Genomic DNA, 23,158 nt, shown 5'->3' with positions numbered 1-23,158 from the left:
CGCGTCCCCCCCCCCGGCCTTTTCCCCCCCCAACACGTCCCCCGCCCCCCCCCCGGCGGGCCCCCCCCCCCCCCCCCCCGGGGGGGGGGGGGCCCCCCCGCCCCCCCCCCCACCCCCCCCCTCGCTTCCTTCCACACCATCCAGCACCGTGAGAAAGGCAGTCAGGACATGAACGACACATCGCACGGGATGAGCCGTCGCCGAGTGCTCGGCACCATCGCCGGGGCGGCGGGCGCCGTCGCCGTCGGCGCCGCGCTCGGCCCGTCGGCCGCCTTCGCCGGCAACGGGGTGCTCGTCCCGACCGGCAAGCGGGGCATCATCCTCTACAGCGTCCGCGACCGGATCGGCGCCGCCGACGACGGCAGCGGGGTGCCCTTCGGGTTCGAGCGGGTCCTCGGCCGGCTCGCCGAGATCGGCTACAAGGAGGTCGAGTTCGCCGGGTACACCCAGCACACCTCGATCCTCGGCCGGCAGATCACCCCGGCGGAGATCCGCAAGATTCTGGACGACAACGGGCTGCGGGCCAACGGCTCGCACGCCTCCGTCCCGAGCACGGTCAACCCGACCACCATCGCCCAGTTCGAGCAGACCCTCGACACCGCCGAGATCCTCGGCATGACGCACATCGGCACCGGCAGCGACCCGACCGGCAGCAACTTCAAGGCCGACTGGGACGCCGCCATCGACCGGTGGAACACCTTCGGTGAGATGGCCGCCGCGCGGGGCCTGAAGCTCTACACGCACAACCACGACGCCGCGTACGACTTCCTGCGCGACAGCGGCCCGCTGGACGCGCAGGGCCGGCCGACCCGGTCCTCGGGTGTGCGCAAGCTGGAGTACTTCATCGGGGGGACCAACCCGGAGTGGGTCTGGTTCGAGATGGACATCTACTGGGCGCACGTGGCCCAGCACCGGTTCCGCAGCTACACCGACCCGGACGGCGTGACCCAGACCAACGTCTTCGACCCGCTGGCCGTGGTCGCCGCCCAGCCCATCCGGTTCCCGCTGTTCCACGCCAAGGACGGCACCTACGACCCGGCCTCCGCGGCCGGCTACTCGATGGTGCCGCTCGGCGAGGGCGACATCGACTACGGCAACTTCTTCGCCAACATGGGCGCGAAGGGCTACCACAACCCGATGTGGGAGCAGGACAACGCGCCGGGCGGGTCCGCCGACCCGGGCCGGTCGCTGCGCTACGCGGAGGTCAGCTACCAGCACATGTCGGGTCTGCGGGGCTGACGGACTCGACACCGGATCGCAGGGGGCCGCACCGGGAAACCGGTGCGGCCCCCTCGCGTCACGCGGTGGTGACACCGGTGTGGCACATTCGGGGGGGAGGTGATCGTGATGACGATGGTCGGACCGGAGACCGCGGACCAGGCGCGGCTGCTGCGCCTGCTGCGCGACGACGGCCCCCGTTCGCGGGTCGAACTGGCCGACGCCCTGGGCCTGCCCCGGGCCCGGTTCATTGCCGAGGCGGACCGGCTGGCCGCGCAGGGCCTGGTGGAGACGGCGGGGCCGGCCGCGTCCCGTGGCGGCCGGCGCTCCTCGCTGCTGCGGGTCGGCGGGCAGGTGCGCTTCGGCGCGGTGCGGGTCGGCGACGGGCGGCTGGCGGTCGCGCTGACCGACGGCGAGCTGGCGCTGCTCGCCCGGCACGACGAGCCGGTCGACGTGCGGCTCGGCCCGGAGGTCGTCATCGGCCGGGCGGTCGAGCTGCTCGGCAAGCTGCGGGCCGAGGCCGGGCTGGCCCGGCTGGCCGGCGTCGGGGTGGCGCTTCCCGCGCCGGTCGCGGTCCGCGAGGGCGCCCCGGTCTCCCCGCCCGCGCTGCCCGGCTGGCACCAGTTCCCGGTACGCGACACGATCGCCGCCGAGCTGGGCTGCCCGGTGCAGGTCGACAACGACGCCAACGTGATGGCCCTGGGCGAGCGGCACGCCGGCACCGGCCGGCCGTTCGACGACTTCCTCTACGTGAAGCTGGGCGACGCGGTGGGCTGCGGGCTGGTGCTCGGCGGCGCGCTGTACCGGGGCGCGACCAGCGGCGCCGGGGACATCGGGCACCTCCAGCTCACCGAGGACGGCCCGCTCTGCGGCTGCGGCAACACCGGCTGCGTCGAGGCGTACTGCGGGGACGCCGCCCTGGTGCGGGAGGCGGTGACGGCCGCGCGGGCCGGACGCTCGACGGCGCTCGCGGACCGGCTGGCCGCCGGCGGGTTGCTCACCGTGGCCGACGTGGCCGCGGCGGCGACCGCCGGTGACCCGGCCGCGCAGACGCTCGTCCGGGACGCCGCCCGCCGGCTCGGGCAGGTGCTCGTCGGCCTGGTCAGCTTCGTCAACCCGGCCATCGTGATCATCGGCGGCGCGGCGCCGGGCATCGGGCCGGTCCTGCTCGCCGAGATCCGGAGCGTGGTCTACCGGCGCTCCACCCCGCTGGCCACCGGCAGCATGCCGATCGTGCTCTCCGACCTCGACGACCGGGCCGGGCTGGTCGGCGCCGCCCGTCTGATCAGCGACCAGGTCTTCGCCGCCCGCTGACCGCCCCACCGCCCCGCAGCGGCGGCGGACCGTCGGCCTCGGCGCTACGAACTTGATGACGCGGGTGACTCACCCGCCGACCGACGCGGTCGCCGCCCGGCGGAGCGGTGAGTCGTTCACGCCATCAAGTTCGTAGCGGCCGACGGATCTAGTCCCGGCTGCTGCTGAACGCCGCGTCGAAGGCGGCCGACGGGGCGTCGAAGGCGAGCCGACGGACGAACTGGAGCGCCTCGGGGGCGCCGACCAGGCGGTCCATACCGGCGTCCTCCCACTCGATCGAGATCGGGCCGGTGTAGCCGATCGCGTTCAACGCGCGGAAGCAGTCCTCCCACGGCACGTCACCGTGGCCGGTGGAGACGAAGTCCCAGCCCCGCCGCAGGTCCGCCCACGGCAGGTGGGAGGAGAGCCGGCCGCGCCGGCCGTCGCCGGTGCGCACCTTCGCGTCCTTGCAGTCGACGTGGTAGATCCGGTCGGCGAAGTCGAAGATGAAGTTGACCGGGTCCAGCTCCTGCCAGACGAAGTGCGACGGGTCCCAGTTCAGCCCGAACGCCGGCCGGTTGCCGATCGCCTCCAGGGCCCGCTTGGTGGTCCAGTAGTCGTAGGCGATCTCGCTGGGGTGCACCTCGTGGGCGAAGCGCACACCAACGGAGTCGAAGACGTCGAGGATCGGGTTCCACCGGTCGGCGAAGTCCTGGTAGCCGCGTTCGATCATGGCGGGCGGCACCGGCGGGAACATCGCCAGGGTGTGCCAGATCGACGAGCCGGTGAAGCCGACCACCGTCTTCACCCCGAGCTTCGCGGCTGCCCGGGCGGTGTCCTTCATCTCCTCGGCGGCGCGGCGGCGTACGCCCTCCGGCTCGCCGTCGCCCCAGATCCGGGCGGGAAGGATGTCCTGGTGCCGCTCGTCGATCGGGTGGTCGCAGACCGCCTGCCCGACCAGGTGGTTGGAGATGGCGAAGACCTGGAGGTTGTGCTTGGCGAGCGTGGCCCGCTTGCGGTCCACGTACGACTCGTCGGCGAGTGCCTTGTCGACCTCGAAGTGGTCGCCCCAGCAGGCGATCTCCAGGCCGTCGTAGCCCCACTCGGCGGCGAGCCGGCAGACCTCGTCGAACGGAAGATCGGCCCACTGGCCGGTGAAGAGCGTGATGGGTCGCGCCATTTGTCCTTCTCCCCTGTCGTGATCGGGGGGATTCCGTAGCGGACCGGGGCGAGGGCGACCGGGTGCCGGCGACCCCGGCGGGCACCGGTGGACGCGGTCGCGTCTGGGCCCGACGGGTTGCGCCTCCCGCCGGGTCACCGGCCACCTCGCGGTCGCCGCCCTCACTCTAGGTCCGCCGGGACCGGCGCGGAAGGGTCAGGCCGGCTCCGCCTCGTCCTCCGGGGCCGGCAGCTCGGCGCGGACCACCCAGCCGCCCTCGGGCCGCGGGCCGGCGTGGAAGGCGCCGCCGGCCGACTCGGCCCGCGCCCGCAGGCCGGCGCCGGGGATGGCGGGCCCGTCGCCGCGTACCTCGACGGTGAGCCCGGCCGGGTCGTAGCGCAGCCGGACCGCGACGGCCGCGTCCGGCGCGTGCCGGTGGGCGTCGGTCAGCGCCTCCTGGATGAACCGGTACGCCGCCGCGTCGACGGCGGCGGGCAGCGGGCGCGGCTGGCCGCCCACCCTCCAGCGCACCGGCCCGCCGGCGGCGAATTCGTCGATGAGCGCGTCCAGGCGGGTGAGGCTGGGCACGGGCCCGGCGGCCGGGGCCGGCGGCCGGCGCAGGACGGCCCGCAGCACGTCACCGACCCTCGGGCGCGCCCGGGCGACCCGACGCCACCGCTCCAGGCGTCCCACACGGTCACGGTACGGCAGCACCCCGGCGGCGGACCGGGCGGATCCCGCAGGTCGCCCGGTCCGCCGCCGCTCCGAGGGTCAGGGCAGGGTCCACTTCTGGTTCGCCGCGCCGTTGCAGGTCCAGAGGTGTACGGGGGTGCCGTCGGCGGAGTTGTTGCCCGAGACGTCCAGGCACTTGCCGGACTGCGGGTTGCGCAGCGTGCCGTCGGCCTGCGCCGACCAGTTCTGCGCCGCGGTGCCGTTGCACGTCCAGAGCTGGATCTTCGTGCCGTCCGCCGAACCACCGCCGGAGACGTCCAGGCACTTGCCGAGCGCCCGGATCGTCGAGTTCGGCGTCACCGTCCAGGTCTGCGCGGTGCTGCCGTTGCAGGTGTAGAGCTGGATCTGGGTGCCGTCGGCGGTCGCGGCGTTGCGCACGTCGAGGCACTTGCCGGCCAGGCCCCGGATCGGGCCGGTCCCGCTGGTGCCACCGCCTCGGACCAGGGTGAAGTCGTCGACGTCGAACAGGCCGGTGCCGGTGCCCGCGAAGGTCAGCCAGACGGTCTGGCTGCCGGCCGGTACGCCCGTCAGCGTCGTTCCGACGTCGGCGAAGGTGGTCCAGCCGCCGGTGTTCGGCACCGCCACCTGGCCGAGCACCGGGCCCGTCGGGGAGCCGGTGCGGAGCTGGAGGGTGCCGCCGGGACCGCCGGAGACCACCCGGGCCCGCAACGCGGTCACCCCGGTCAGGTCGAGCCCCTGGTACGCGGCCCAGTCGCCCGGGTCGACGTACCCCAGGGTCTGCCCGCCGTTGGCGCCGGCCTTGGTGAACGCGCTGACGCCGCTGGCGGAGCTGAACGCCTCGGCCTGCACGGTGGTGTTCCCGGTCGGCGGCGGGGTGCCGCCCAGCTCCTTGATGCGGATGTTGCGGAACGAGACGTCGTCGCCGGTGCCGTGGTTCTGAATGCCGACGTGGCCGGCGAGCGAGCGGGCCGGATCGGTGTTGGTGAAGTCGTTGATCTTCACGCCGTTGAGGAAGACCTGGAGCCGTTCCCCCTCGACCAGCAGCTCGTAGGTGTTCCACTCCCCCGCCGGGTTGAGCGCCGCGTCCCGGGCCGGGAGGTCGGCGGACTTGAAGGTGTAGACCGCGCCGGTGGTCCGGTCGGGGCTGTCGGTCGGGTCGATCTGGATCTCGTAGCCGTTGTCGACCGCCGACCAGGGGTCGCTCGACGGCGGGAAGCCGATGAAGACGCCGGAGTTGTCGTCGCCGGCCAGCCGCCAGTCCAGCTTCAGCGAGTAGTTGGTGAACTGCTTGGCGCTGTACCAGTACAGGCCCATCCCGCCGACGGAGGTGAGGGTGGCGTCGGCGTTGGTGAAGCTGCCCGGCCCGGCCTGGGACCAGCCGGTGGTGGCGCCGTTGTAGAGCGCCGTGTAGCCGGTCTCCGGGCGGCAGTCGGCCTTGCTGCGGCCGGCCGCGTACCGGATGCCGCCGAGCAGGTGGGCGCGGAACGCCGGCTCGGCGTAGGACGCCTGGGTGTGCCCGCCGCCGGTGTAGAAGGACCGGCCGCCCGCGTACGCCTTGCACCAGGCGTGCGGGTGGTCGCCGCCCATCGCGCCGCCCGAGTACGACGACTCGTCGAGGGTGGCCAGCACGTGCGCGGTGGACCGGGCGTTGGTGCGGTAGTTGTACCACTCGTCGGTGCGGTTCCAGGTCTGCGGCAGGTGGGCGGTGGCGGCGTGCGCCCGGTCCTCCACCTTCACGTTCGCCGGCTGGATCGCCGGGTGGGACGCGAACCAGGCGCCGACCAGGTTGCCGTAGAACGGCCAGTCGTACTCGGTGTCGGCGGCGGCGTGCACGCCCACGTAGCCCCCGCCCCCGCCGATGTACGACTCGAAGGCGGTCTGCTGGGTGGGGTTGAGCACGTCGCCGGTGGTGTTGAGGAAGACCACCGCCTCGTACCGGGCCAGGTTGGCGGTGGTGAACTGGGCGGCGTCCTCGGTGGCGGTGACGGTGAAGTTGTTCGCCGCGCCGAGGTCGCGGACGGCCTGGATGCCGGCCGGGATGGCGTCGTGCCGGAAGCCGGCGGTCTTGGAGAAGACCAGCACGTCGTAGGGGGCGTCGGCGGCGGCCGCCGGGGTGGCCGGGGTGGTGCAGGCGAGGGTGGCGAGGACGGCGGTGGCCGCGCCGAGGGCGGTGCGGAGGAGTCTCATGTCGCTCTCCCAGGTCTTCACGGCAGGGTCCACTTCTGGTTCGCCGCGCCGGTGCAGGTCCAGAGGTGTACGGGTGTGCTGTCGGCGGAGTTGTTGCCCGAGACGTCCAGGCACTTGCCGGACTGCGGGTTGCGCAGCGTGCCGTCGGCCTGCGCCGACCAGTTCTGCGCCGCGGTGCCGTTGCACGTCCAGAGCTGGATCTTCGTGCCGTCGGCGGTCGCGCCGCCCGAGACGTCCAGGCACTTGCCGAGCGCCCGGATCGTCGAGTTCGGCGTCACCGTCCAACTCTGCGCCGCGGTGCCGTTGCAGGTGTAGAGCTGGATCTGGGTGCCGTCGGCGGTCGCGGCGTTGCGCACGTCGAGGCACTTGCCGGCCAGCCCGCGCACCGGTCCGGTGCGGACGCCGGAGGTGGTGAGGGTGAACGAGTCCACGTCGTAGAGCGCGCCCGCGCCACCCGCGAAGGTGAGGTAGAGGGTGGTGGTCCCGGCGGGCGGGTTGGCGATCGTGCCGGTCACCGTGGTGAAGGTGTCCCATGCGCCGGTCACCGGCACGGTGGCCGAGCCGAGGACGGTGCCGGTCGCCGAGCCGGCCCGCACCTGGAGGGTGCCGCCCACCCCGGCCGACGAGACCCGGGCGCTGAACCCGGTGACGTTGCCGAGCTGGTAGGGCTCGAACGCGATCCAGTCCCCGTTGTGGATGTCACCGACGGTCTTGCCGCCCTCGGCGGTCGCCTTGTCGAAGGTGTTGATCCCGGCGGAGGTCTTGAAGTGCTCGGCCTGCCGGTGCCGGGGCTGGAGGGTGTGCTGGGTGTGGGTGGTCAGGCCGCCGGCGTCGGTGTACTCGGCGTCGAAGATCGCGAAGATGTTCGCCGCGTCGTCGTGCTCGCCGTCGACCGGGATGCTGATCGACCCGGTGCAGCCGGTGGCCGAGGTGATCTGGTGGCCGTGCTGGTCGTGACCGAGCACGTAGGTCATCTTGACCTTCGTACAGTCGATCGTGCCGTCCTCGGGGTCGGTGACGGTGATGCGGAACGGCACGGTGTCGCCGAAGGAGAACAGCTGCCCGTTGCCGGGGCTGTTCACGGTGACCGTCGGCGCGGTGTTGCCGACGGTGACCACCACGCTGGCGGTGCCGGTGGCGCCCTGCGGGTCCCGCACGGTCAGCGTGGCCGTGTAGCGGCCGTTGGCCGTGTACGTGTGCGACGGGTTGGCCGCCGTCGAGGTGCCGCCGTCGCCGAACGTCCAGGCGTACGTGAGCGCCCCGCCCTCCGGGTCGGATGAGCCGGCCGAGGAGAACGCGACGGCCAGCGGGGCCGTGCCGGAGGTCCGGTCCGCCGCGGCGCGGGCCACCGGGGCGCGGTTGCCGCCGCCGAGGTAGTCGAAGCGGTAGAGCGCCGAGTTGGCGTCGCCGTTGAAGTAGCCGGTGCCGTAGTCGAGGACGTAGTAGGCGCCGTCCGGCCCGAACGCGGAGTCCATCACCTGCTTGCCGGTCCATCCGAAGGTGTCGATGGTGCCGGGCGAGCCGTCGGCGTTGAGGTGGATCGGCTTGATCCAGCCGCGGCCGAACTCGGTGGCGAAGAACTGCCCGTCGAAGGACTGCGGGAACTTCGTGGTGGACGGGTTGGCGGCGTCGTAGCGGTAGACCGGCCCGGCCATCGGCGATTCGGAGCCGCCGCCGAACTCGGGCGGGCTGCCGGCGTCGCCCGCGTACCGGATCCAGGCCGGTTTCGCGGCCGGCAGGGTGCTCTGGCCGGTGTTGCGGAACGAGTTGTTCGTGGGGCCGCCCGCGCAGTTGTACTTCGCGCCCGCGGTGCCGGTGGCGAAGTCCCACTCGGCGTAGGTCTCCGCCGCCGTGTTGGTGCCGGTGCAGTACGGCCACCCGTAGTTGCCCGGCCCGGTGACCCGGTCGAACTCCACCTGCCCGGACGGGCCGCGGGCCGAGCTGGTGCCGGCGTCCGGCCCGTAGTCGCCGACGTAGACGATGCCGGTGGCCTTGTCGACGCTCATCCGGAACGGGTTGCGGAAGCCCATGGCGTAGATCTCCGGCCGGGTCCGCGCGGTGCCCGGCGGGAAGAGGTTGCCGGCCGGGACGGCGTACGACCCGTCGGCGTTCACCTTGATCCGCAGGATCTTGCCGCGCAGGTCGTTGGTGTTGCCGGCGCTGCGCTGCGCGTCGTACGCGGGGTTGCGGTCGGTCCGCTCGTCCAGCGGGGCGTAGCCGCCGGAGTCGAACGGGTTGGTGTCGTCGCCGGTGGAGAGGTAGAGGTTGCCGGCGGCGTCGAAGTCGATGTCGCCGCCGACGTGGCAGCACATGCCCCGGTCGGCCGGCACGTCCAGCACGTCGACCTTGCTCGCCTGGTTGAGCGTGAAGTCGGCGTTGAGGGTGAACCGGGAGAGCCGATTGACGCCCCGCCAGGCGGAGAAGTCGGTGCCGGTGGCGGGGGCGTCGCCGGCCGGGGTGGACAGCGGTGGCGCGTAGTAGAGGTAGATCTGCCGGTTGCTCCCGAAGCCGGGGTCGACCCCGACGCCCTGGAGGCCCTCCTCGTCGTGGCTGTAGACGGGCAGGGTGCCGATCACGGTGGTGACGCCGGCGGCGTCGGTGCGCCGCAGCGTGCCGTTGCGGGCGGTGTGCAGGACCGAGCGGTCCGGCAGCACCGCGAGGGACATCGGTTCGCCGGTCTCGGCGACGCCCCGGGCGAGTTCGACCTGCTGGAAGTCGCTCGCCGGGATGGGGTGCGCGGACGCCGGGACGGGCGCCGCGGTCAGACCGACCGCGCCGGCGGCCGCCGCGAGCAGCAGCGCCGTCCCGGCGGGGAGCCATCGTCGGGTGGGGGTGTGGTGGGGGCTGGACATGCCTCTGCTGTCCCTTCCTGACGCGCGCAGCCTGGATCGGGCGCGCGTCGCGCCGGATGCCGTGCGGGGATGCTGCGCCGGGCCCGCCGGATGAGGCTCGGTGGGCCGTGACCGCCGGTGGTTGCGGCCGGCCGGTGGTCACCTCGACGAGGGTGCCGGTGCGGGCGGGTCACCTCGACGAAACAGCTCTGTGCTTGCGGACGACATTAAGACCTTTCGATGAGCATGTCCATAGCTTCCGCTGGTTCCGGAACGACTTTCGTCAATGAGCGACAAAAGTTGGCGTCAGCGGCGCCGGTCCACGGCCCGGGCCGCCAGGTCGGCCAGCGCCACCCGGGCCGGTTCCGCCAGCGGCAGCGCGTCCAGCGCGGCCAGCGCCGCGTCGGCCCGGGACCGGATCATCCGCTCCACCGCCGCCCGCGCCCCCGAGGCCGTTACGATCCCGCGCACCTCGGCGGCGCCCGCGGGGTCCAGGTCCGGATCGCCGACCAGCGCCCGCAACCGCGCCACCCCGGCCGGCCCAGAGGCCGCCCGGGCCAGCGCCAGCAGCACGGTCGGCTTGCCCTCCCGCAGGTCGTCCAGGTTGGACTTGCCGGTCACCGCCGGGTCGCCGAAGACGCCGAGCAGGTCGTCGCGCAGCTGGAAGGCGTCCCCGAGCGGGTCGCCGAACCCGGCCAGCGCGGCCACCACGTCCGGGTCCGCCCCGGCCAGCGCGGCGCCGACCTGCACCGGACGGGTCACCGTGTAGCGGGCCGTCTTCAGCCGGACCACCGCGAGGGCGCTCTCCACCGAGCCGTCGCCGGCCGCGGCCGCCACGTCGAGGTACTCCCCGGCGATGACCTCGGCGCGCATCCGGGCGAGCAGGGTGTGGCCCCGGCGCAGCCGCTCGGGGTCCAGCCCGCACCCGTGGAACATCTGCCCCGACCAGGTGGCGCAGAGGTCGCCGCAGAGCAGGGCCGCCTGCCGGCCGTACGCCTCCGGGTCGCCGTGCCAGCCGGCCCCGGCGTGCCGGTCGGCGAAGACCCGGTGCACGGTGGGCCGGCCACGCCGGCGGTCACTGCGGTCCAGGATGTCGTCGTGGATCAGCGCGAAGGCGTGGAACAGCTCCAGCGCCGCGGCGGCCACCACGATCGGGGTGCCATCGGGGCCACCGAAGGCCCGCCAGCCCCAGTAGCAGAACAGGGGCCGCAGCCGCTTGCCGCCGGCCAGGACGAACCGGCGGAGCACGGCATGCACCTCCCCCGTGCCGTCGTCCGGCCGACCCGGCCCCCGCTCGCTCAGGAACGCGGCGAGCGCGGCGTCGAAACGGTCCCGCAGCAGGTCCGGGTCGGTCGGTGCGACGGTTACGGTCACGGGGCCTCCGGAGCCAGTCCGGCGAGTTGGAGCAGCAACGCCTTGACGTCGGCCGCGGCGACCCGGTCCCGGGCCGCGGCCGGGTCGGAGCAGAGCAGCACCGGCCCGTCGGCCGGGTCGGCGGGAAGCCGGCCGTGCGAGCCGCGGACCGCCCGGGCCCCGGCGTCCAGCCCCACCACGCTCATGAGGTAGCGCATCCCGAGCTTCTTGCGGGCCAGCGCGACCGCGGCCCGGCGTTTCGCCGCGCCCGGCGCGGCCGGGTCGAAGAAGAGTTCGGCCGGGTCGTAGCCGGGCTTGCGGTGGATCTCGACCAGCCGGGCGAAATCGGGCGCGCGGGCGTCGTCCAGCCAGTAGTAGTAGGTGAACCAGGCGTCCGGCTCGGCCACCAGCACCAGTTCGCCGGAGCGCGGATGGTCCAGCCCGTACCCGGCCTGGCCGGCGGCGTCCAGCACCTCCGCCACCCCGGGCAGCGCCGCGCACAGCTTCGCGACGGCGGGCACGTCGGCCGGGTCCTTCACGTAGACGTGCGCCACCTGGTGGTCGGCGACCGCGAAGGCCCGCGACGTCCACGGGTCCAGGTATTCCATGCCGGCCTGGGTGTAGACCCGCAGCAGCCCCTCGGCCCGCAGCAGCCGGTTGACGTCCACCGGCCGGGAGACGTCGGTGATGCCGTACTCGGAGAGCGCCACCACCGTGGCGTCCCGGTCCCGGGCGGCGTCGAGCAGCGGGGCGAGCACCGCATCCAGCTCGGCCGCCGCCGCCGCGGCCCGGGGCGAGGACGGGCCGAAGCGTTGCAGGTCGTAGTCGAGGTGCGGGACGTAGACCAGGGTCAGGTCGGGCGCGTGGTCGGCGAGGATCTTCTCGGCGGCCCGGCAGATCCACCGCGACGAGGGCATTCCGGCACCCGGCCCCCAGTAGGTGAACAGCGGGAAGGTGCCGAGCGCCTCGGTGAGCGTGTCGTGCAGCTCGGGCGGGTCCGTCCAGCAGTCCGGCTCCTTGCGCCCGTCTGCGTGGTAGACCGGGCGCGGGGTGACCGTCCAGTCCACGTCGGCGCCCATCGCGTACCACCAGCAGACGTTGGCGACCCGGTAGCCGGGCTCGACCCGGCGCGCCGCCTGCCACAGCTTCTCCCCGCCGACCAGGGCGTTGTGCTGCCGCCAGAGCAGCACCTCGCCGAGGTCGCGGAAGTACCAGCCGTTGCCGACGATCCCGTGGCCCGCCGGCGGCTCGCCGGTGAGGAACGTGGACTGCACCGAGCAGGTCACCGCCGGCAGCACGGTGCCCAGCTCGGCGGCGAAGCCGGCCTCCGCGACCGCGCGCAGCCGGGGCATGTGCGCCAGCAGCCGCGGGGTCAGCCCCACCACGTCGAGCACCACCAGGCGCCGGCTCATGAGGTCACCCCCGCAGTGGTGGCCAGGCCGAGGCCGACCAGCTCGTCGCGGGCGAAGGCCAGCTCGGCGGCGATGCCGGTGGCCAGCTCCGCGTCGGTGCGCGGCCGCCGCGCCGCCGGCAGCACCCCCCAGGTGTACGTCTCGACGTCGAGGTGGTCGCAGCCGGCGGCCGGGCCGGCGTAGAGCGCGGCGAGGGCGGACCGCAGCACCGGCACGGTGGAGCGCAGGGGCGGTTCGGGCGGGGCGTGCAGCGGCACGTGGTAGTGCACCCGCCATGCCCCGGGCAGCCGCGCGTCGAGGGCGGCGTCGAGGTCGTCGGCCGCGTACGCCGGGTCGGCCGGGTCCCCGGCGCCGGCGCAGCCCGCGGCCCGGGTCTGGTGCAGGAAGCGCGGTTCGACCCAGCGGCGCAGCGCCTCGGCCGAGCCGGCCGGGTCGGGCGCCTCGACGGCGGCGGAGACCTGCACCTTGACCACCGGCAACCCGGCGTCCCGCAGCCGGGCGAGGGCGTCGGCCGGCTCCTCCCAGGCGCAGGCGAGGTGGGCCAGGTCCACGCAGATCCCGAGCCGGTCGGTATCCATGGCTGACAATACCTCGCGTGCTTGTCCCGTGGACTCCACGAGGCAGCCCGGTTCCGGTTCGAAGCCCACCCGGACGCTCCGGCCGGTCTCCCGCTCCACTGCGGCCAGCCCGGTGGCGAGGGCGTCGAGGCGGCGGCGGGCGGCCTCGGCCCGGCCGGCGTCCCAGGGCGTGCGCCAGGCCAGCGGCAGGGTGGAGATCGAGCCGCGGGCCGCGTCGTCGGGAAGCAGGTCGGCCAGCACCCGGGCCAGGTCCAGGGTGTACGCCAGCCGGTCCGGGGTGGTCCAGTCCGGGTGGTAGACGGCGCCCTTGACCACCGGCGCCTGGAAGGCCGCGTACGGGAAGCCGTTGAGGGTGACCACCTCCAGCCCGCGTACGGTCAGCTCGTGCCGGAGCCGGCCGCGGGCCGCCGGATCGGCGGCGAGCGCGGCGGCCACCGGGGCGGCCAGCCACAGCCCCAGCCCCAGTCGGTCGGTGTCGAGCGCCCGCCGGACGGCGACCGCGTAGGTGTCGAGCTGGGCGAGGATCCCGGGCAGGTCCTCGGCGGGGTGGACGTTGGTGCAGTAGCCGAGGTGGACGGTGGTCCCGTCGGCGTGCCGCAGGCGCATCACTCGCCTCCGCGCAGGATGGAGTTGCCGGCGAACGTGGCGGCGGCGCCGTCCAGGTCGGTGAGGTCCAGCCGGCCGGACTGGCCGTAGAACTCCACCGGGTTGCGCCACAGCACCCGGTCCACGTCGTCCTCGGTGAACCCGGCGAGCAGCATGGCCTCGCCGGTGGCCCGGGTGAGCAGCGGGTCGGAGCGGCCCCAGTCGGCGGCCGAATTGACCAGCATCCGCTCGGTCCCGTACGTCCGCAGCAGCTCGACCATCCGCGGCGGCGACATCTTCGTCTCCGGGTAGATGGAGAAGCCGAGCCAGCAGCCGGTGTCCCGGACCAGCTTCACGGTGACCTCGTTGAGGTGGTCGACCAGCACCCGCCCGGGGTCGATGCCGGACTCGGCGACCACGGCGAGGGTGCGCTCCACGCCGCGGGCCTTGTCCCGGTGCGGGGTGTGCACGAGGGCGGGCAGGTCGTGCGCCACGGCCAGGGCGAGCTGACCGGCGAAGGCGGCGTCCTCGGCCGGGGTCATCGAGTCGTAGCCGATCTCGCCGACCGCCACCACGCCGTCCTTGTCCAGGTAGCGCGGCAGCAGGTCGAGCACCGGGCGGCAGCGCGGGTCGTTGGCCTCCTTCGGGTTCAGCGCCACGGTGGCGTGGTGCCGGACGCCGAACTGGCCGGCCCGGAACGGCTCCCAGCCGATCAGCGAGTCGAAGTAGTCGACGAACGTGTCCACGCTGGTGCGGGGCTGGCCCAGCCAGAACGCCGGCTCCACCACGGCGCGGACCCCGGCCGCGGCCATCCGCTCGTAGTCGTCGGTGGTCCGGGACGTCATGTGGATGTGCGGGTCGAAGATGCGCATCACGCCTCCCTGGCGGTGGTGGGGTGCGAGCCGGCGCCGAGCCGGTCGAGCAGGTCGGTGGCGTCGGCGGGCATCGTCCGGCCGGCCGCATGCCGTTCGGCGGCGAGACCGGCCAGCATGGCCGCCAGCTCGCCGTCCGCCCGGCCGGACAGGTCGTCGACGACGGCCAGCGGCACGCCGGTGAAGACGCACTTGAGCACCGCCTGCCGCCAGGCCGGCTGTTCCAGGTGCCGGGCGTACGGGCCGAGCGCGGCGGCCACCAGCCGGGTGTCGTTGGTGCGGATCGCGTCGTGCAGGAGCGGCACGCACTCGGCCCCGATCGGCAGCAGCGGCAGGGCGCGCAGCACGGCGCGTTTCTCGGCGGCGTCGCCCTGCCGGTAGAGCGCCTCGGCCGCCGCGGCATGGCCGGCGGGGAGCGCGGTGAGCAGCAGCGCCCGGGCCGCCTCGTCGGCGGTCCAGCCCGGCGGGTCGGGCAGCGGCCCCCGGCCGCACTTCCGGGCGGCGACGGCGAACAGCCGCGGGATCGCCGCGGGATCGGTCGCGACGCGGCGCAGGGCCGCGTCCAGCCACTGCGGATCGGGTACGCCCCGCAGCGCGGCGTGCAGTCGGTCGGGTGTCATGCCGTCTCCCCTCTCGTGGGTGGAAGCTGGTCAGCCACCGCCCTCGGCACGTGGGGCGGCCGTCCGGGCGGCGGCGCGCAGGAAGTCGAGCGAGTGGGCGGCCACGGCCGGCGCGGCGTGCGAGTGCCGGGGCAGCTCCACGGCGACCAGGCCGCGGTAGCCGGCGTCGGCGAGGGCGCGCAGCACGGGCGGGAAGTCGATCTCGCCGGTGCCGAACTCCAGGTGCTCGTGCACGCCCCGGCGCATGTCGTCGATCTGCACGTTGACCAGGTGCTCGGCGACCGCGGCGACGCAGTCCGGCACCGGCACGGGCTCCAGGCACCGGCAGTGTCCGATGTCGAGGGTGACGCCGAACCCGGGCGGCGCGCCCAGCGCGTCCCGCAGCCACCGCCAGCCGGCGATGTCCTCGACCAGCATCCCCGGCTCCGGCTCGAAGCCGAGCGGCACGCCGGCCGCGTCGGCCTCCGCGCAGACCGTGGCGCAGCCGGCCACCAGGCGGTCCCGGGCGACGGACTCCGGCACCTCGGCCGGGCGTACGCCGGCCCAGAACGAGACCGCCTCGGCGCCGAGGTCGGCGCCGATCCGGACGGCCCGGCGCAGGAACTCGATCCGCCGGGCGGGATCGTCGTGCAGCAGGGTCGGTGCGTGTTTGTGCCACGGGTCGAGCAGGTAGCGGGCCCCGGTCTCGACCACCACGCCCAGGCCGAGCGCGTCCAGCCGGCGGCGCACGGCGGCCACCCGCCGGGTCAGCCCGGGGGTGAACGGGTCCAGGTGGTCGTGGTCCAGGGTGAGCGCCACCCCCTCGTAGCCGAGGTCGGCCAGGAGGGCGAGCGCGTCACCGAGCCGGTGGTTGGCGAAGCCGTTGGTGCCGTACCCGAGGCGCAGCCCGGTCGGGTCCAGCGGCGACCGGCCGGCCGCCTGGTCCGGTGCGGCGAGCGCGGGGGACGGCGGGGCGGTCATGTCGGTGAGATCATTCGGGCCAGCCGGTGGCCGAGCGGGGCGGCCGCGGCGACGGCGAGGCCGAGCAGCCGGGCGCCGGCCCGGGCGGTCAGTGCGCCCTGCAACGCGGGCAGCCCGGTGATGCCGGCTCCGACGGCGGCGCGCACCCGGGCCGGCGACGGGTCGGCGAGCACCCGGGCCTGCGCGGCGCCGTACCGGCCGGCGTAGCCGGCGGCCAGGGCCACCGGCACCGGGTCCGGCCGGCCCAGCGCGGTGGCCGCGACCAGCGCGGTCCCGGCCAGGGTGGCCCGGGGCAGCCGCCGGTCGGCGCCGGAGACCTCGCGGCGGGACAGCGCGGTGACCGTCCAGGTGTGCGCGGCCACGGTCAGCGCGGCCGGCAGCGCCCGGACCAGCCCGCGAGCGGCCGGTGCCGTCCGCCGCCCGGCCTGCCCGCGGCCCGGCCCGACGCTCGCGCCGAGCAGCACGTCCAGCCCCCGGCAGGCGGCCATCACGGCCGGGCCGGCCGCGGTGTTCTTGGCCAGGAGGTCGTACCCCCAGATGGTGGCGGCGAGGGGGACCGCGACGGCGGTGGCCCGCCGGCCCCCGGCGGCGCCGGCCAGGGCGAGCCCGGCGGCGGTCAGCCCGGCCGCGACGCCGAACGCGGCGGCCGGGCGGACCCGGCCGGAGGGGATCGGCCGCTCGGGGCGCTCGACGGCGTCCAGCCGCCGGTCCGCCCAGTCGTTGGCGGCCATCCCGGCCCAGTAGAGCAGCACCGAGGCCCCGGCCAGCGCGGGCGTACGCCGGTCCAGCGTGCCGGCCGCCGCCGCGCCGGACAGCACGTCCCCCGGCACGGAGAGCGCGGCCGGTGCCCGGACCAGCTCGGCGAGGTCGGCGAGGCGGGTCATCGGGCGGCCCCGGCGTGCAGGCCGGCGACGAACTCCCGGAGCAGCGTCCACTGCCCGGCCAGCGCGTGGGTGGGCGCGTCGATCCCGTCCTTGAAGAAGAAGGCCAGCTCGGTCAGCGGGCCGGTCCGGCCGGCGGCGTGCGCGGCGGCGGTGAGCCGGGCCAGGTCGAGCACCAGCGGGGCGGCGAGCGCCGAGTCGCAGCCGTGCCAGGTGAACTCCATCCGCATCCCGGTGCCCAGGAAGCCGGCGAAGGTGACCAGATCCCAGGCCGTCTTGAAGTCGCCCAGCTCCGCCACCTGGTCGATCCGGGTGTCGCCCTCCGGGACGTAGCCGAGGGTCTCCCCGAGCACCCGCTGCTTGCTGGCCACCTTGGCCGCGTTGGCGGCCGGCTCGGCGAGCGTGGCGCCGTCGCCGCCGCCCAGCAGGTTCACCCCGGACCAGGAGCGCACGGCCAGGTGCCGCATGGCGAACATCGGCGCGAGCACCGACTTGACCAGGGTCTCCCCGGTCTTGCCGTCGTGCCCGGCGTACGGCAGGCCGCGCTCCTCGGCGAGCGCCGCCAGGGCCGGCAGCCGGGCCCCGGTGGACGGGGTGAAGTCCACGTACGGGCAGCCCGCCGTGAACGCCGCGTACGCGTACCGCGAGCTGGCCGGAAGCACCTCGGTGGGCCCGGCCAGCGCCTCCCGCAGCGCGGCGAGGTCGTGGTGGGCCGGGTGCGGTTCGGGCGCCGGCTCGGTGGCGGAGACGTTGACCACCACCACCCGGTCCAGCGCGTGCCGGCGGCGGAACTCGGACAGGTCGCGGGCCACGGCGGCGACCCGGTCCGCCGGGCTGCCGCCGGTCGGTGCGGGGCGCAGCGCCGCCTCCACCTCGGCCAGGTCCCCGGTGAGGGCGTCGACCAGCCGGCCGGGCAGCACCCCGGCGGCGGCGAGCGCCTCGGCCCGTTTGGTGAGCGGGGTGGCCACCACGTCGTGCCCGCCGAACACCAGGTCGGCGAAGGACGGCAGGGCGGGCCCCCGCAGCTCGGGCAGCTCGGTGACACAGCCGGTCGGGTCGGTGAGCCCCGCCCGCAGGGCGAGCGCCCCGACCACGCTGGTGGTCGCGACCGAGCCGCGCGCTCCCACCAGCCAGATACCCGTTCGCATCATTCTTGCCTCCCCGTCGTCGGGCCGGTCGGCCGGTGCGGCCGGGGAATCCCGGTCCGGCCGCACCGGACGGCCGTGCTGGTCGCGCCGGCCGCGGGTGGTCCTGCGGCGGCGCGCTCCCCGGTGCCGGCCTCGTCCCCGCCGCGGGGCGCAACCGCGGCGGGCCCTCGCCGGTCGGCACCGGAAAGCCCTTCGGGCGGCGCAGGGGCGCCGCGTGAACGGTGGGGTCGGGCGGCGCGCGGGGCGCCGCGGGGCGGATCGGTCAGGCGGCCACCTCGGCCAGGACGGGCTCCACCTCCGTCCACGCGGCCCGCTCGGCGGAGCGGGTCACCGCGTCCAGCACGAGCTGGACCTGCAACGCGTCGGCGAACGACGGCGCCGGGTCCACCCCGGTGGCGACCGCCTCGACGAAGTCGCGCATCTGGTGGGTGAAGGAGTGCTCGTAGCCGATGATGTGGCCGGGCGGCCACCACGCCGACAGGTACGGGTGCTCCGGCTCGGTCACCAGGATCCGGCTGAAGCCCTGCTCGGCGGCGGGGCGCGTGGCGTCGAGGAACTCCAGCTCGTTGAGCCGTTCCAGGTCGAACACCACGCTGCCCAGCGAGCCGTTGATCTCGACACGCAGCGCGTTCTTGCGGCCGGTGGCGAAGCGGGTCGCCTCGTACGTGGCGAGCGCGCCGCCGTCGAGCCGGGCCACGAAGACGGCGGCGTCGTCCACGGTGACCCGGCCGGTCGCCCGGCCGTTGCCGTCGGCCTGCGCGGCGAGACCGCTCGACCCGGCCGGCAGCGGCCGCTCCTTGACGAACGTCTCGGTGACCGCGCTGACCCCGGTGATGAGCTGCCCGGTCACGTACTGGGTCAGGTCGATGATGTGCGCGCCGATGTCGCCGAGCGCGCCGGAGCCCGCCCTGTCCTTCTGCAACCGCCAGACCAGCGGGAACTGCGGGTCCACGATCCAGTCCTGGAGGTAGACCGCCCGGACGTGCCGGATCTCGCCGAGCCGCCCGCCGGCGACGAGCTGCCGCATGAGGGTGACCGCGGGCACCCGCCGGTAGTTGAAGCCGCACATGGCGCGTACCCCGGCGGCCTGCGCCCGGGCGGCGGCGGCCGTCATCTGCCGGGCCTCCTCGACGGTGTTGGCCAGCGGCTTCTCGCACAGCACGTGCTTGCCCGCGGCCAGCGCGGCGAGGGCGATCTCGCAGTGGCTGTCCCCCGGTGTGCAGATGTCGACCACGTCGATCTCGTCGGATTCGACGAGCCGCCGCCAGTCCGTGGTGTGCCCGTCCCAGCCGAGCCGTCCGGCGGCCTCGGCCACCTTCGGCTCGTCGCGGCCGCAGACGAGCGCCATCCGCACCTGCGCCGGCAGGTCGAACACGCGGTTCACGGTGCGCCACGCCTGGGAGTGCGCGGCGCCCATGAACGCGTAGCCGATCATGCCGACCCGCAGGACATTGTCGTGAGTGGACAAGGTGGGTCTCCCCCCGTGTGTCAGAACCCGAGCTTCAGGTAGTTGCTCGCGTTCTCCTTGGTGATCGTCTCGGAGGCGAGGACGATCTCCTTCGGTACCTGGAGCTCGACCAGGTCGGACATGCCCTTGCCCTGGCCGATGAGGCGGGCCAGGGAGATGGCCGAGGAGGCCATCGACGGGCTGTAGGTGACGGTGGCCTTCAGCACCGTGTTGTCGGCCGCGATGTCCTCCATGGCCTTCTTCGAGCCGGCGCCGCCGACCATGAAGAACTCCTTGCGGTTGGCCTGGTTGACCGCGGCGAGGACGCCGATGCCCTGGTCGTCGTCGTGGTTCCAGAGCGCGTCGATCTTGGGGAGCGCCTGGAAGAGGCCGGTGGCGGCCTGCTGGCCCGAGTCGGCGGTGAACTCGGCCGGGCGGCGGTTGGCCACCTTGAGGCCGAGCGAGGCCAGCGTGTCGGCGAAGCCCTTGGAGCGTTCCTGGGTCAGCTCCAGCGAGTCGATGCCGGGAATCTCGCCGATGACCGGGTTGCTGACGCCCTTGGCCTTGAGCTGCTCGGCGATGTAGGTGGCGGCGGCCACCCCCATGCCGTAGTTGTCGCCCTTGATCTGCAGGCGGTAGGCGCGGGCGTCGGGGAAGGCCCGGTCCAGGTTGACCACCGGGATGCCGGCCTTCATGGCCTCCAGGCCGAACGCGTTGAGCTCCTTGCCGTCATGCGGCAGCAGCACGATCACGTCGGGCTTCTGGGAGATCAGGGTGGACAGCGCCGCGCGCTGGGCCGCCGCGTCCGCGCCGGCCTCCACGCTCTTCAGCTCCACGTCCGAGTACGCCCCGGCCTGCGCCTTGGCGTTGTTGGTGATGGCGGCGATCCAGCCGTGGTCGGCGGCCGGGGCGGAGAAGCCGATGGTCACCTTCTTGCCCGGCTCCTGGTTGGCGCCGGTCGCCGCGGCCTTGGTCTGCGCCTCGGTCGGGGTCTGCTCGTTGCTGGTGCAGCCGGCGAGCAGCACGCCGGCGGAGAGCGCGGCCCCGCCGAAGAGCAGCCGGCGGCGTGACAGGTCACTTGTCATGACGGCCTCCTGAATGAGGTGGTGGGGTGTTTTCGGGTGCGGCGGGCCGGACCACCGTCGGTGAGACGGCGGCCTGGCGGGCGCGGTGGGATCAGGTGGTGGTGGCGCGGTTGCGGGCGAGGAACTGGGAGAGGCTGCGGAACTGCACCTGCTGGACCAGGACGGCCGCGACGATGATGCCGCCCTTGACCATGTTCTGGGCCTCGGTGGAGAGGCCGTTGATGGCGAAGAGGTTCGTGATCGTGGAGAAGATGATCACCCCGAGCAGGGAGCCGATGATGGTGCCCCGCCCGCCGCTGAGCAGCGTGCCGCCGATGATCGCGGCGGCGATCGCGTCCAGCTCGTAGAGGTTGGCCATCGCCGCCTGGGCGGAGGTGGCCTGCGCGGTCAGCATGATCGCGGCGATGCCGCAGCAGAGGCCGGAGAGCGCGTAGAGCAGCACGGTGTGCCGGCGGACGTTGATGCCGGCGAGCCGGGCCGCCTCGGGGTTGCCGCCGACCGCCACCGTGCGGCGGCCGAAGGTGGTCCGGTTGAGCAGCACCCAGCCGGCCAGCACCACCGCGGCGAGGATGTAGACCAGCAGCGGGATGCCGAGCAGCTTCACGGTGGCGATGCCGTTGATGAAGCTGTCGTTGGAGACCTGGGTCTGCTTGTCGGAGATCTCGGCGGCGAGGCCGCGGGCGGCGACCATCATGGCCAGCGTGGCGATGAACGGCACCAGCCGCCCGTACGAGATGAGCACGCCGTTGACCAGGCCGACCGCGACCCCGACGGTGAGCGCGCTGAAGATCATGCCGCCGGCACCGTAGCTCTGGGTGGCGACCGTGGTGCACCAGACCCCGGCGAGCGCGACGATCGCGCCGACCGAGAGGTCGATGCCACCGCCGATGATCACGAAGGTCATCCCGACGGTGACCACGCCGACCACCGAGGCGAGCTTCAGGATGGTGAGCGTGTTGCCCCACACCCAGCTCGCGTCGCCGTAGAGGTCGGGGCGGGTGAGGATGCCGATGACCACCAGCACCACCAGCGTCGCCAGCAGGCCGATGTTGCGCTTGGCGCCCTCCCCGCCGTCGCCGCGCCACCAGGAGAGCCGCGCCGGAGCGTCGGCCTTCGCGGTCTCGGCCGGGTCGACCGGCGGCGACTGGGCCGGCAGCCCCGCCGCCCGCTCCGGCGCCGCCGTGGGTGTCGTGTCGCTCATGCTGGCGCGCCTTCCATGAGGGACCCCGCCATGACGAGGTCGAGCACGGTGTTCTCGTCGAGTTCGCCGGCCGGGGCCTCGCGGACCACCCGGCCCTCCCGCATCACCAGGACCCGGTCGGCCAGGCCGAGCACCTCGGGCACCTCGCTGGAGACCAGCAGCACCCCGACGCCCCGCGCGGCGAGTTCCCGGATCACCTGGTAGAGCTCGGCCCGGGCGCCCACGTCCACGCCCCGGGTCGGCTCGTCGAGCAGCAGCAGCCGGGTGTTCCCGAGCAGCCACCGGCCGACCACCACCTTCTGCTGGTTGCCGCCGGACAGGGTGCGCACCGGCCGGCGGACGTCCCGGGGGCGCAGCTCCAGGGAGCTCGCGATCCGGTCCGCCGCGGCCCGTTCCCGCCCGGCGTCGGTGAAGCCGAGGCGGGCGTACCGGCCGAAGGTGGCCAGCGTGACGTTGCGGTAGATCGGTTCGCCGAGCAGCAGCGCCTGGCTCTTGCGCTCCTCGGGGGCCATCCCCATGCCGGCCTTCACGGCCGCGCCGACGCTGCCGGGGCGCAGCGTCCGCCCGCCCATCCGGACCGTTCCGGCCTGCGCCCGGCGGGCCCCGTAGATCGTCTCAAGCAGTTCGGAGCGGCCGGAACCGACCAGCCCGGCGATGCCGACGATCTCGCCGGCCCGCACGTCGAGCGAGACGTCGGCGAACTCGCCGTGCCGGGTCAGGCCGTTTACCCGCAGCAGCTCCGTGCCCGCGGTGTCCTCGGCGGGGCGGTCCGGGAAGACGTACTCGATGGTCCGGCCCGTCATCCGGGCGACCAGGTCGCGGGTCGGGGTGTCCCGGGCCGGCAGGTTCGCCGCGGTGGTCCGGCCGTCCTTGAGTACGGTGACCCGGTCGCCGATCTCGCGGATCTCCTCCATGCGGTGCGAGATGTAGATGACCGCGATGCCCTGCGCGGTGAGTTCCCGGATGATCCGGAACAGGTTGCCCACCTCGTCGTGGGCGAGCACCGCGCTCGGTTCGTCCATGATGATCAGTCGCGCCTCGTGGGAGAGCGCCCGGGCCATGCTGACGATCTGCTTGCCGGCCGCCGGCAGGTGGCGGACCAGCCGCCCGGGCGGGATCTCCGGGTGGCCGAGCCGGGCCAGGATCTGCCGGGTGCGCCGGGCCATGTGCCCGCGCCGGACGAAGCCGAGCCGGCGCGGCTCGTGGCCGAGGAAGGCGTTCTCCGCCACCGACAGGTCCTCGACCAGGTCGAGTTCCTGGTAGATGGTGGCGATCCCGGCCCGCATGGCGGCCTGCGGGTTGGCGAAGGCCGCGGGCTCGCCGCGCCACACCACCTCGCCGGAGTCCGGCCGGTGCACCCCGGCGAGCACCTTGATGAGGGTGGACTTGCCGGCGCCGTTCTGCCCGAGCAGGCAGTGCACCTCGCCGGCCCGCACCTCCAGCTGGACCCCGTCCAGTGCCCGTACGCCCGGGAAGGTCTTGACCACGTCGGTGAGGCGCAGCACCACCTCGCCCGCGACGGTGTCGGCGGGCGCCTCGACGAGCGGTTCGTTCGTCACCTCGGCCTCCTCGCTGTCATTCATGACGCCTCCCGGCTCGCTTCTCGCTCACAGCGCCTTCGTGGTTCGCGACTGC

Annotated in this window: 18 protein-coding genes; 2 read left to right on the top strand and 16 right to left on the bottom strand. The window is 74.4% G+C overall.

Going from position 1 to position 23,158, the window contains the following annotated elements; all coding sequences use genetic code 11:
* The first annotated feature begins 168 nt into the window (after positions 1-168).
* Positions 169-1,239 (top strand): sugar phosphate isomerase/epimerase family protein, encoded by a 1,071-nt coding sequence (locus tag ABZW14_RS30690; RefSeq protein ID WP_355353466.1) that lies wholly within the window; start codon positions 169-171, stop codon positions 1,237-1,239.
* Between the two features lie 108 nt (positions 1,240-1,347).
* Positions 1,348-2,532: an ROK family transcriptional regulator gene (locus ABZW14_RS30685; protein ID WP_355353463.1), complete on the top strand. Its 1,185-nt coding sequence runs from the start codon at positions 1,348-1,350 to the stop codon at positions 2,530-2,532.
* Between the two features lie 148 nt (positions 2,533-2,680).
* Here ABZW14_RS30685 and ABZW14_RS30680 read toward each other — a convergent pair whose 3' ends face one another.
* The 16 genes from ABZW14_RS30680 to ABZW14_RS30605 all read right to left on the bottom strand — a co-directional run bounded on the left by ABZW14_RS30680 (position 2,681) and on the right by ABZW14_RS30605 (position 23,082).
* Entirely contained in the window at positions 2,681-3,691 is a 1,011-nt protein-coding gene (locus tag ABZW14_RS30680) for a sugar phosphate isomerase/epimerase family protein (RefSeq protein WP_355353460.1), read from the bottom strand.
* A gap of 195 nt (positions 3,692-3,886) precedes the next feature.
* The gene (locus ABZW14_RS30675; RefSeq protein ID WP_355353457.1) at positions 3,887-4,363 is read right to left on the bottom strand and encodes a hypothetical protein; all 477 of its coding nucleotides are present in this window, start codon (positions 4,361-4,363) and stop codon (positions 3,887-3,889) included.
* 78 nt (positions 4,364-4,441) lie between these two features.
* A complete protein-coding gene (locus tag ABZW14_RS30670) occupies positions 4,442-6,550 on the bottom strand; it encodes a lectin (protein WP_355353454.1) in 2,109 nt (702 codons plus the stop codon).
* A gap of 17 nt (positions 6,551-6,567) precedes the next feature.
* Complete coding sequence (locus tag ABZW14_RS30665) at positions 6,568-9,402, bottom strand: ricin-type beta-trefoil lectin domain protein (RefSeq protein WP_355353451.1); 2,835 nt, start codon at positions 9,400-9,402, stop codon at positions 6,568-6,570.
* A gap of 285 nt (positions 9,403-9,687) precedes the next feature.
* Positions 9,688-10,755 (bottom strand): polyprenyl synthetase family protein, encoded by a 1,068-nt coding sequence (locus ABZW14_RS30660; protein ID WP_355353448.1) that lies wholly within the window; start codon positions 10,753-10,755, stop codon positions 9,688-9,690.
* Positions 10,752-12,146: a nucleotide pyrophosphatase/phosphodiesterase family protein gene (locus ABZW14_RS30655; RefSeq protein WP_355353445.1), complete on the bottom strand. Its 1,395-nt coding sequence runs from the start codon at positions 12,144-12,146 to the stop codon at positions 10,752-10,754. The genes ABZW14_RS30660 and ABZW14_RS30655 overlap by 4 nt, the downstream gene beginning before the upstream one ends.
* A complete protein-coding gene (eboE, locus tag ABZW14_RS30650; protein WP_355353442.1) occupies positions 12,143-13,330 on the bottom strand; it encodes a metabolite traffic protein EboE in 1,188 nt (395 codons plus the stop codon). The genes ABZW14_RS30655 and eboE overlap by 4 nt, the downstream gene beginning before the upstream one ends.
* Positions 13,330-14,181: a TatD family hydrolase gene (locus ABZW14_RS30645; RefSeq protein WP_355353439.1), complete on the bottom strand. Its 852-nt coding sequence runs from the start codon at positions 14,179-14,181 to the stop codon at positions 13,330-13,332. The genes eboE and ABZW14_RS30645 overlap by 1 nt, the downstream gene beginning before the upstream one ends.
* The gene (locus ABZW14_RS30640; RefSeq protein WP_355353436.1) at positions 14,181-14,801 is read right to left on the bottom strand and encodes an EboA domain-containing protein; all 621 of its coding nucleotides are present in this window, start codon (positions 14,799-14,801) and stop codon (positions 14,181-14,183) included. Before ABZW14_RS30640 ends, ABZW14_RS30645 begins: the two co-directional genes overlap by 1 nt.
* Positions 14,802-14,831: 30 nt before the next feature.
* Complete coding sequence (locus ABZW14_RS30635) at positions 14,832-15,761, bottom strand: sugar phosphate isomerase/epimerase family protein (RefSeq protein WP_355353433.1); 930 nt, start codon at positions 15,759-15,761, stop codon at positions 14,832-14,834.
* Entirely contained in the window at positions 15,758-16,645 is an 888-nt protein-coding gene (locus ABZW14_RS30630; RefSeq protein WP_355353430.1) for an SCO3242 family prenyltransferase, read from the bottom strand. The genes ABZW14_RS30635 and ABZW14_RS30630 overlap by 4 nt, the downstream gene beginning before the upstream one ends.
* The gene (locus ABZW14_RS30625; RefSeq protein WP_355353475.1) at positions 16,642-17,790 is read right to left on the bottom strand and encodes an inositol-3-phosphate synthase; all 1,149 of its coding nucleotides are present in this window, start codon (positions 17,788-17,790) and stop codon (positions 16,642-16,644) included. The genes ABZW14_RS30630 and ABZW14_RS30625 overlap by 4 nt, the downstream gene beginning before the upstream one ends.
* A 262-nt stretch (positions 17,791-18,052) precedes the next feature.
* Complete coding sequence (locus ABZW14_RS30620; RefSeq protein ID WP_355353427.1) at positions 18,053-19,258, bottom strand: Gfo/Idh/MocA family oxidoreductase; 1,206 nt, start codon at positions 19,256-19,258, stop codon at positions 18,053-18,055.
* A gap of 20 nt (positions 19,259-19,278) precedes the next feature.
* Entirely contained in the window at positions 19,279-20,322 is a 1,044-nt protein-coding gene (locus ABZW14_RS30615) for a substrate-binding domain-containing protein (protein ID WP_355353424.1), read from the bottom strand.
* A 91-nt stretch (positions 20,323-20,413) separates the two neighbouring features.
* The gene (locus tag ABZW14_RS30610) at positions 20,414-21,523 is read right to left on the bottom strand and encodes an ABC transporter permease (protein WP_355353421.1); all 1,110 of its coding nucleotides are present in this window, start codon (positions 21,521-21,523) and stop codon (positions 20,414-20,416) included.
* Positions 21,520-23,082: a sugar ABC transporter ATP-binding protein gene (locus ABZW14_RS30605; protein ID WP_355353418.1), complete on the bottom strand. Its 1,563-nt coding sequence runs from the start codon at positions 23,080-23,082 to the stop codon at positions 21,520-21,522. The genes ABZW14_RS30610 and ABZW14_RS30605 overlap by 4 nt, the downstream gene beginning before the upstream one ends.
* Positions 23,083-23,158 lie beyond the last annotated feature (76 nt).

The organism is Micromonospora sp. NPDC004551 (assembly GCF_040609975.1).
Lineage (GTDB): Bacteria > Actinomycetota > Actinomycetes > Mycobacteriales > Micromonosporaceae > Micromonospora.
Note: the sequence above shows the minus strand (reverse complement) of the source record. Positions and strands in the feature narration are given on the sequence as shown.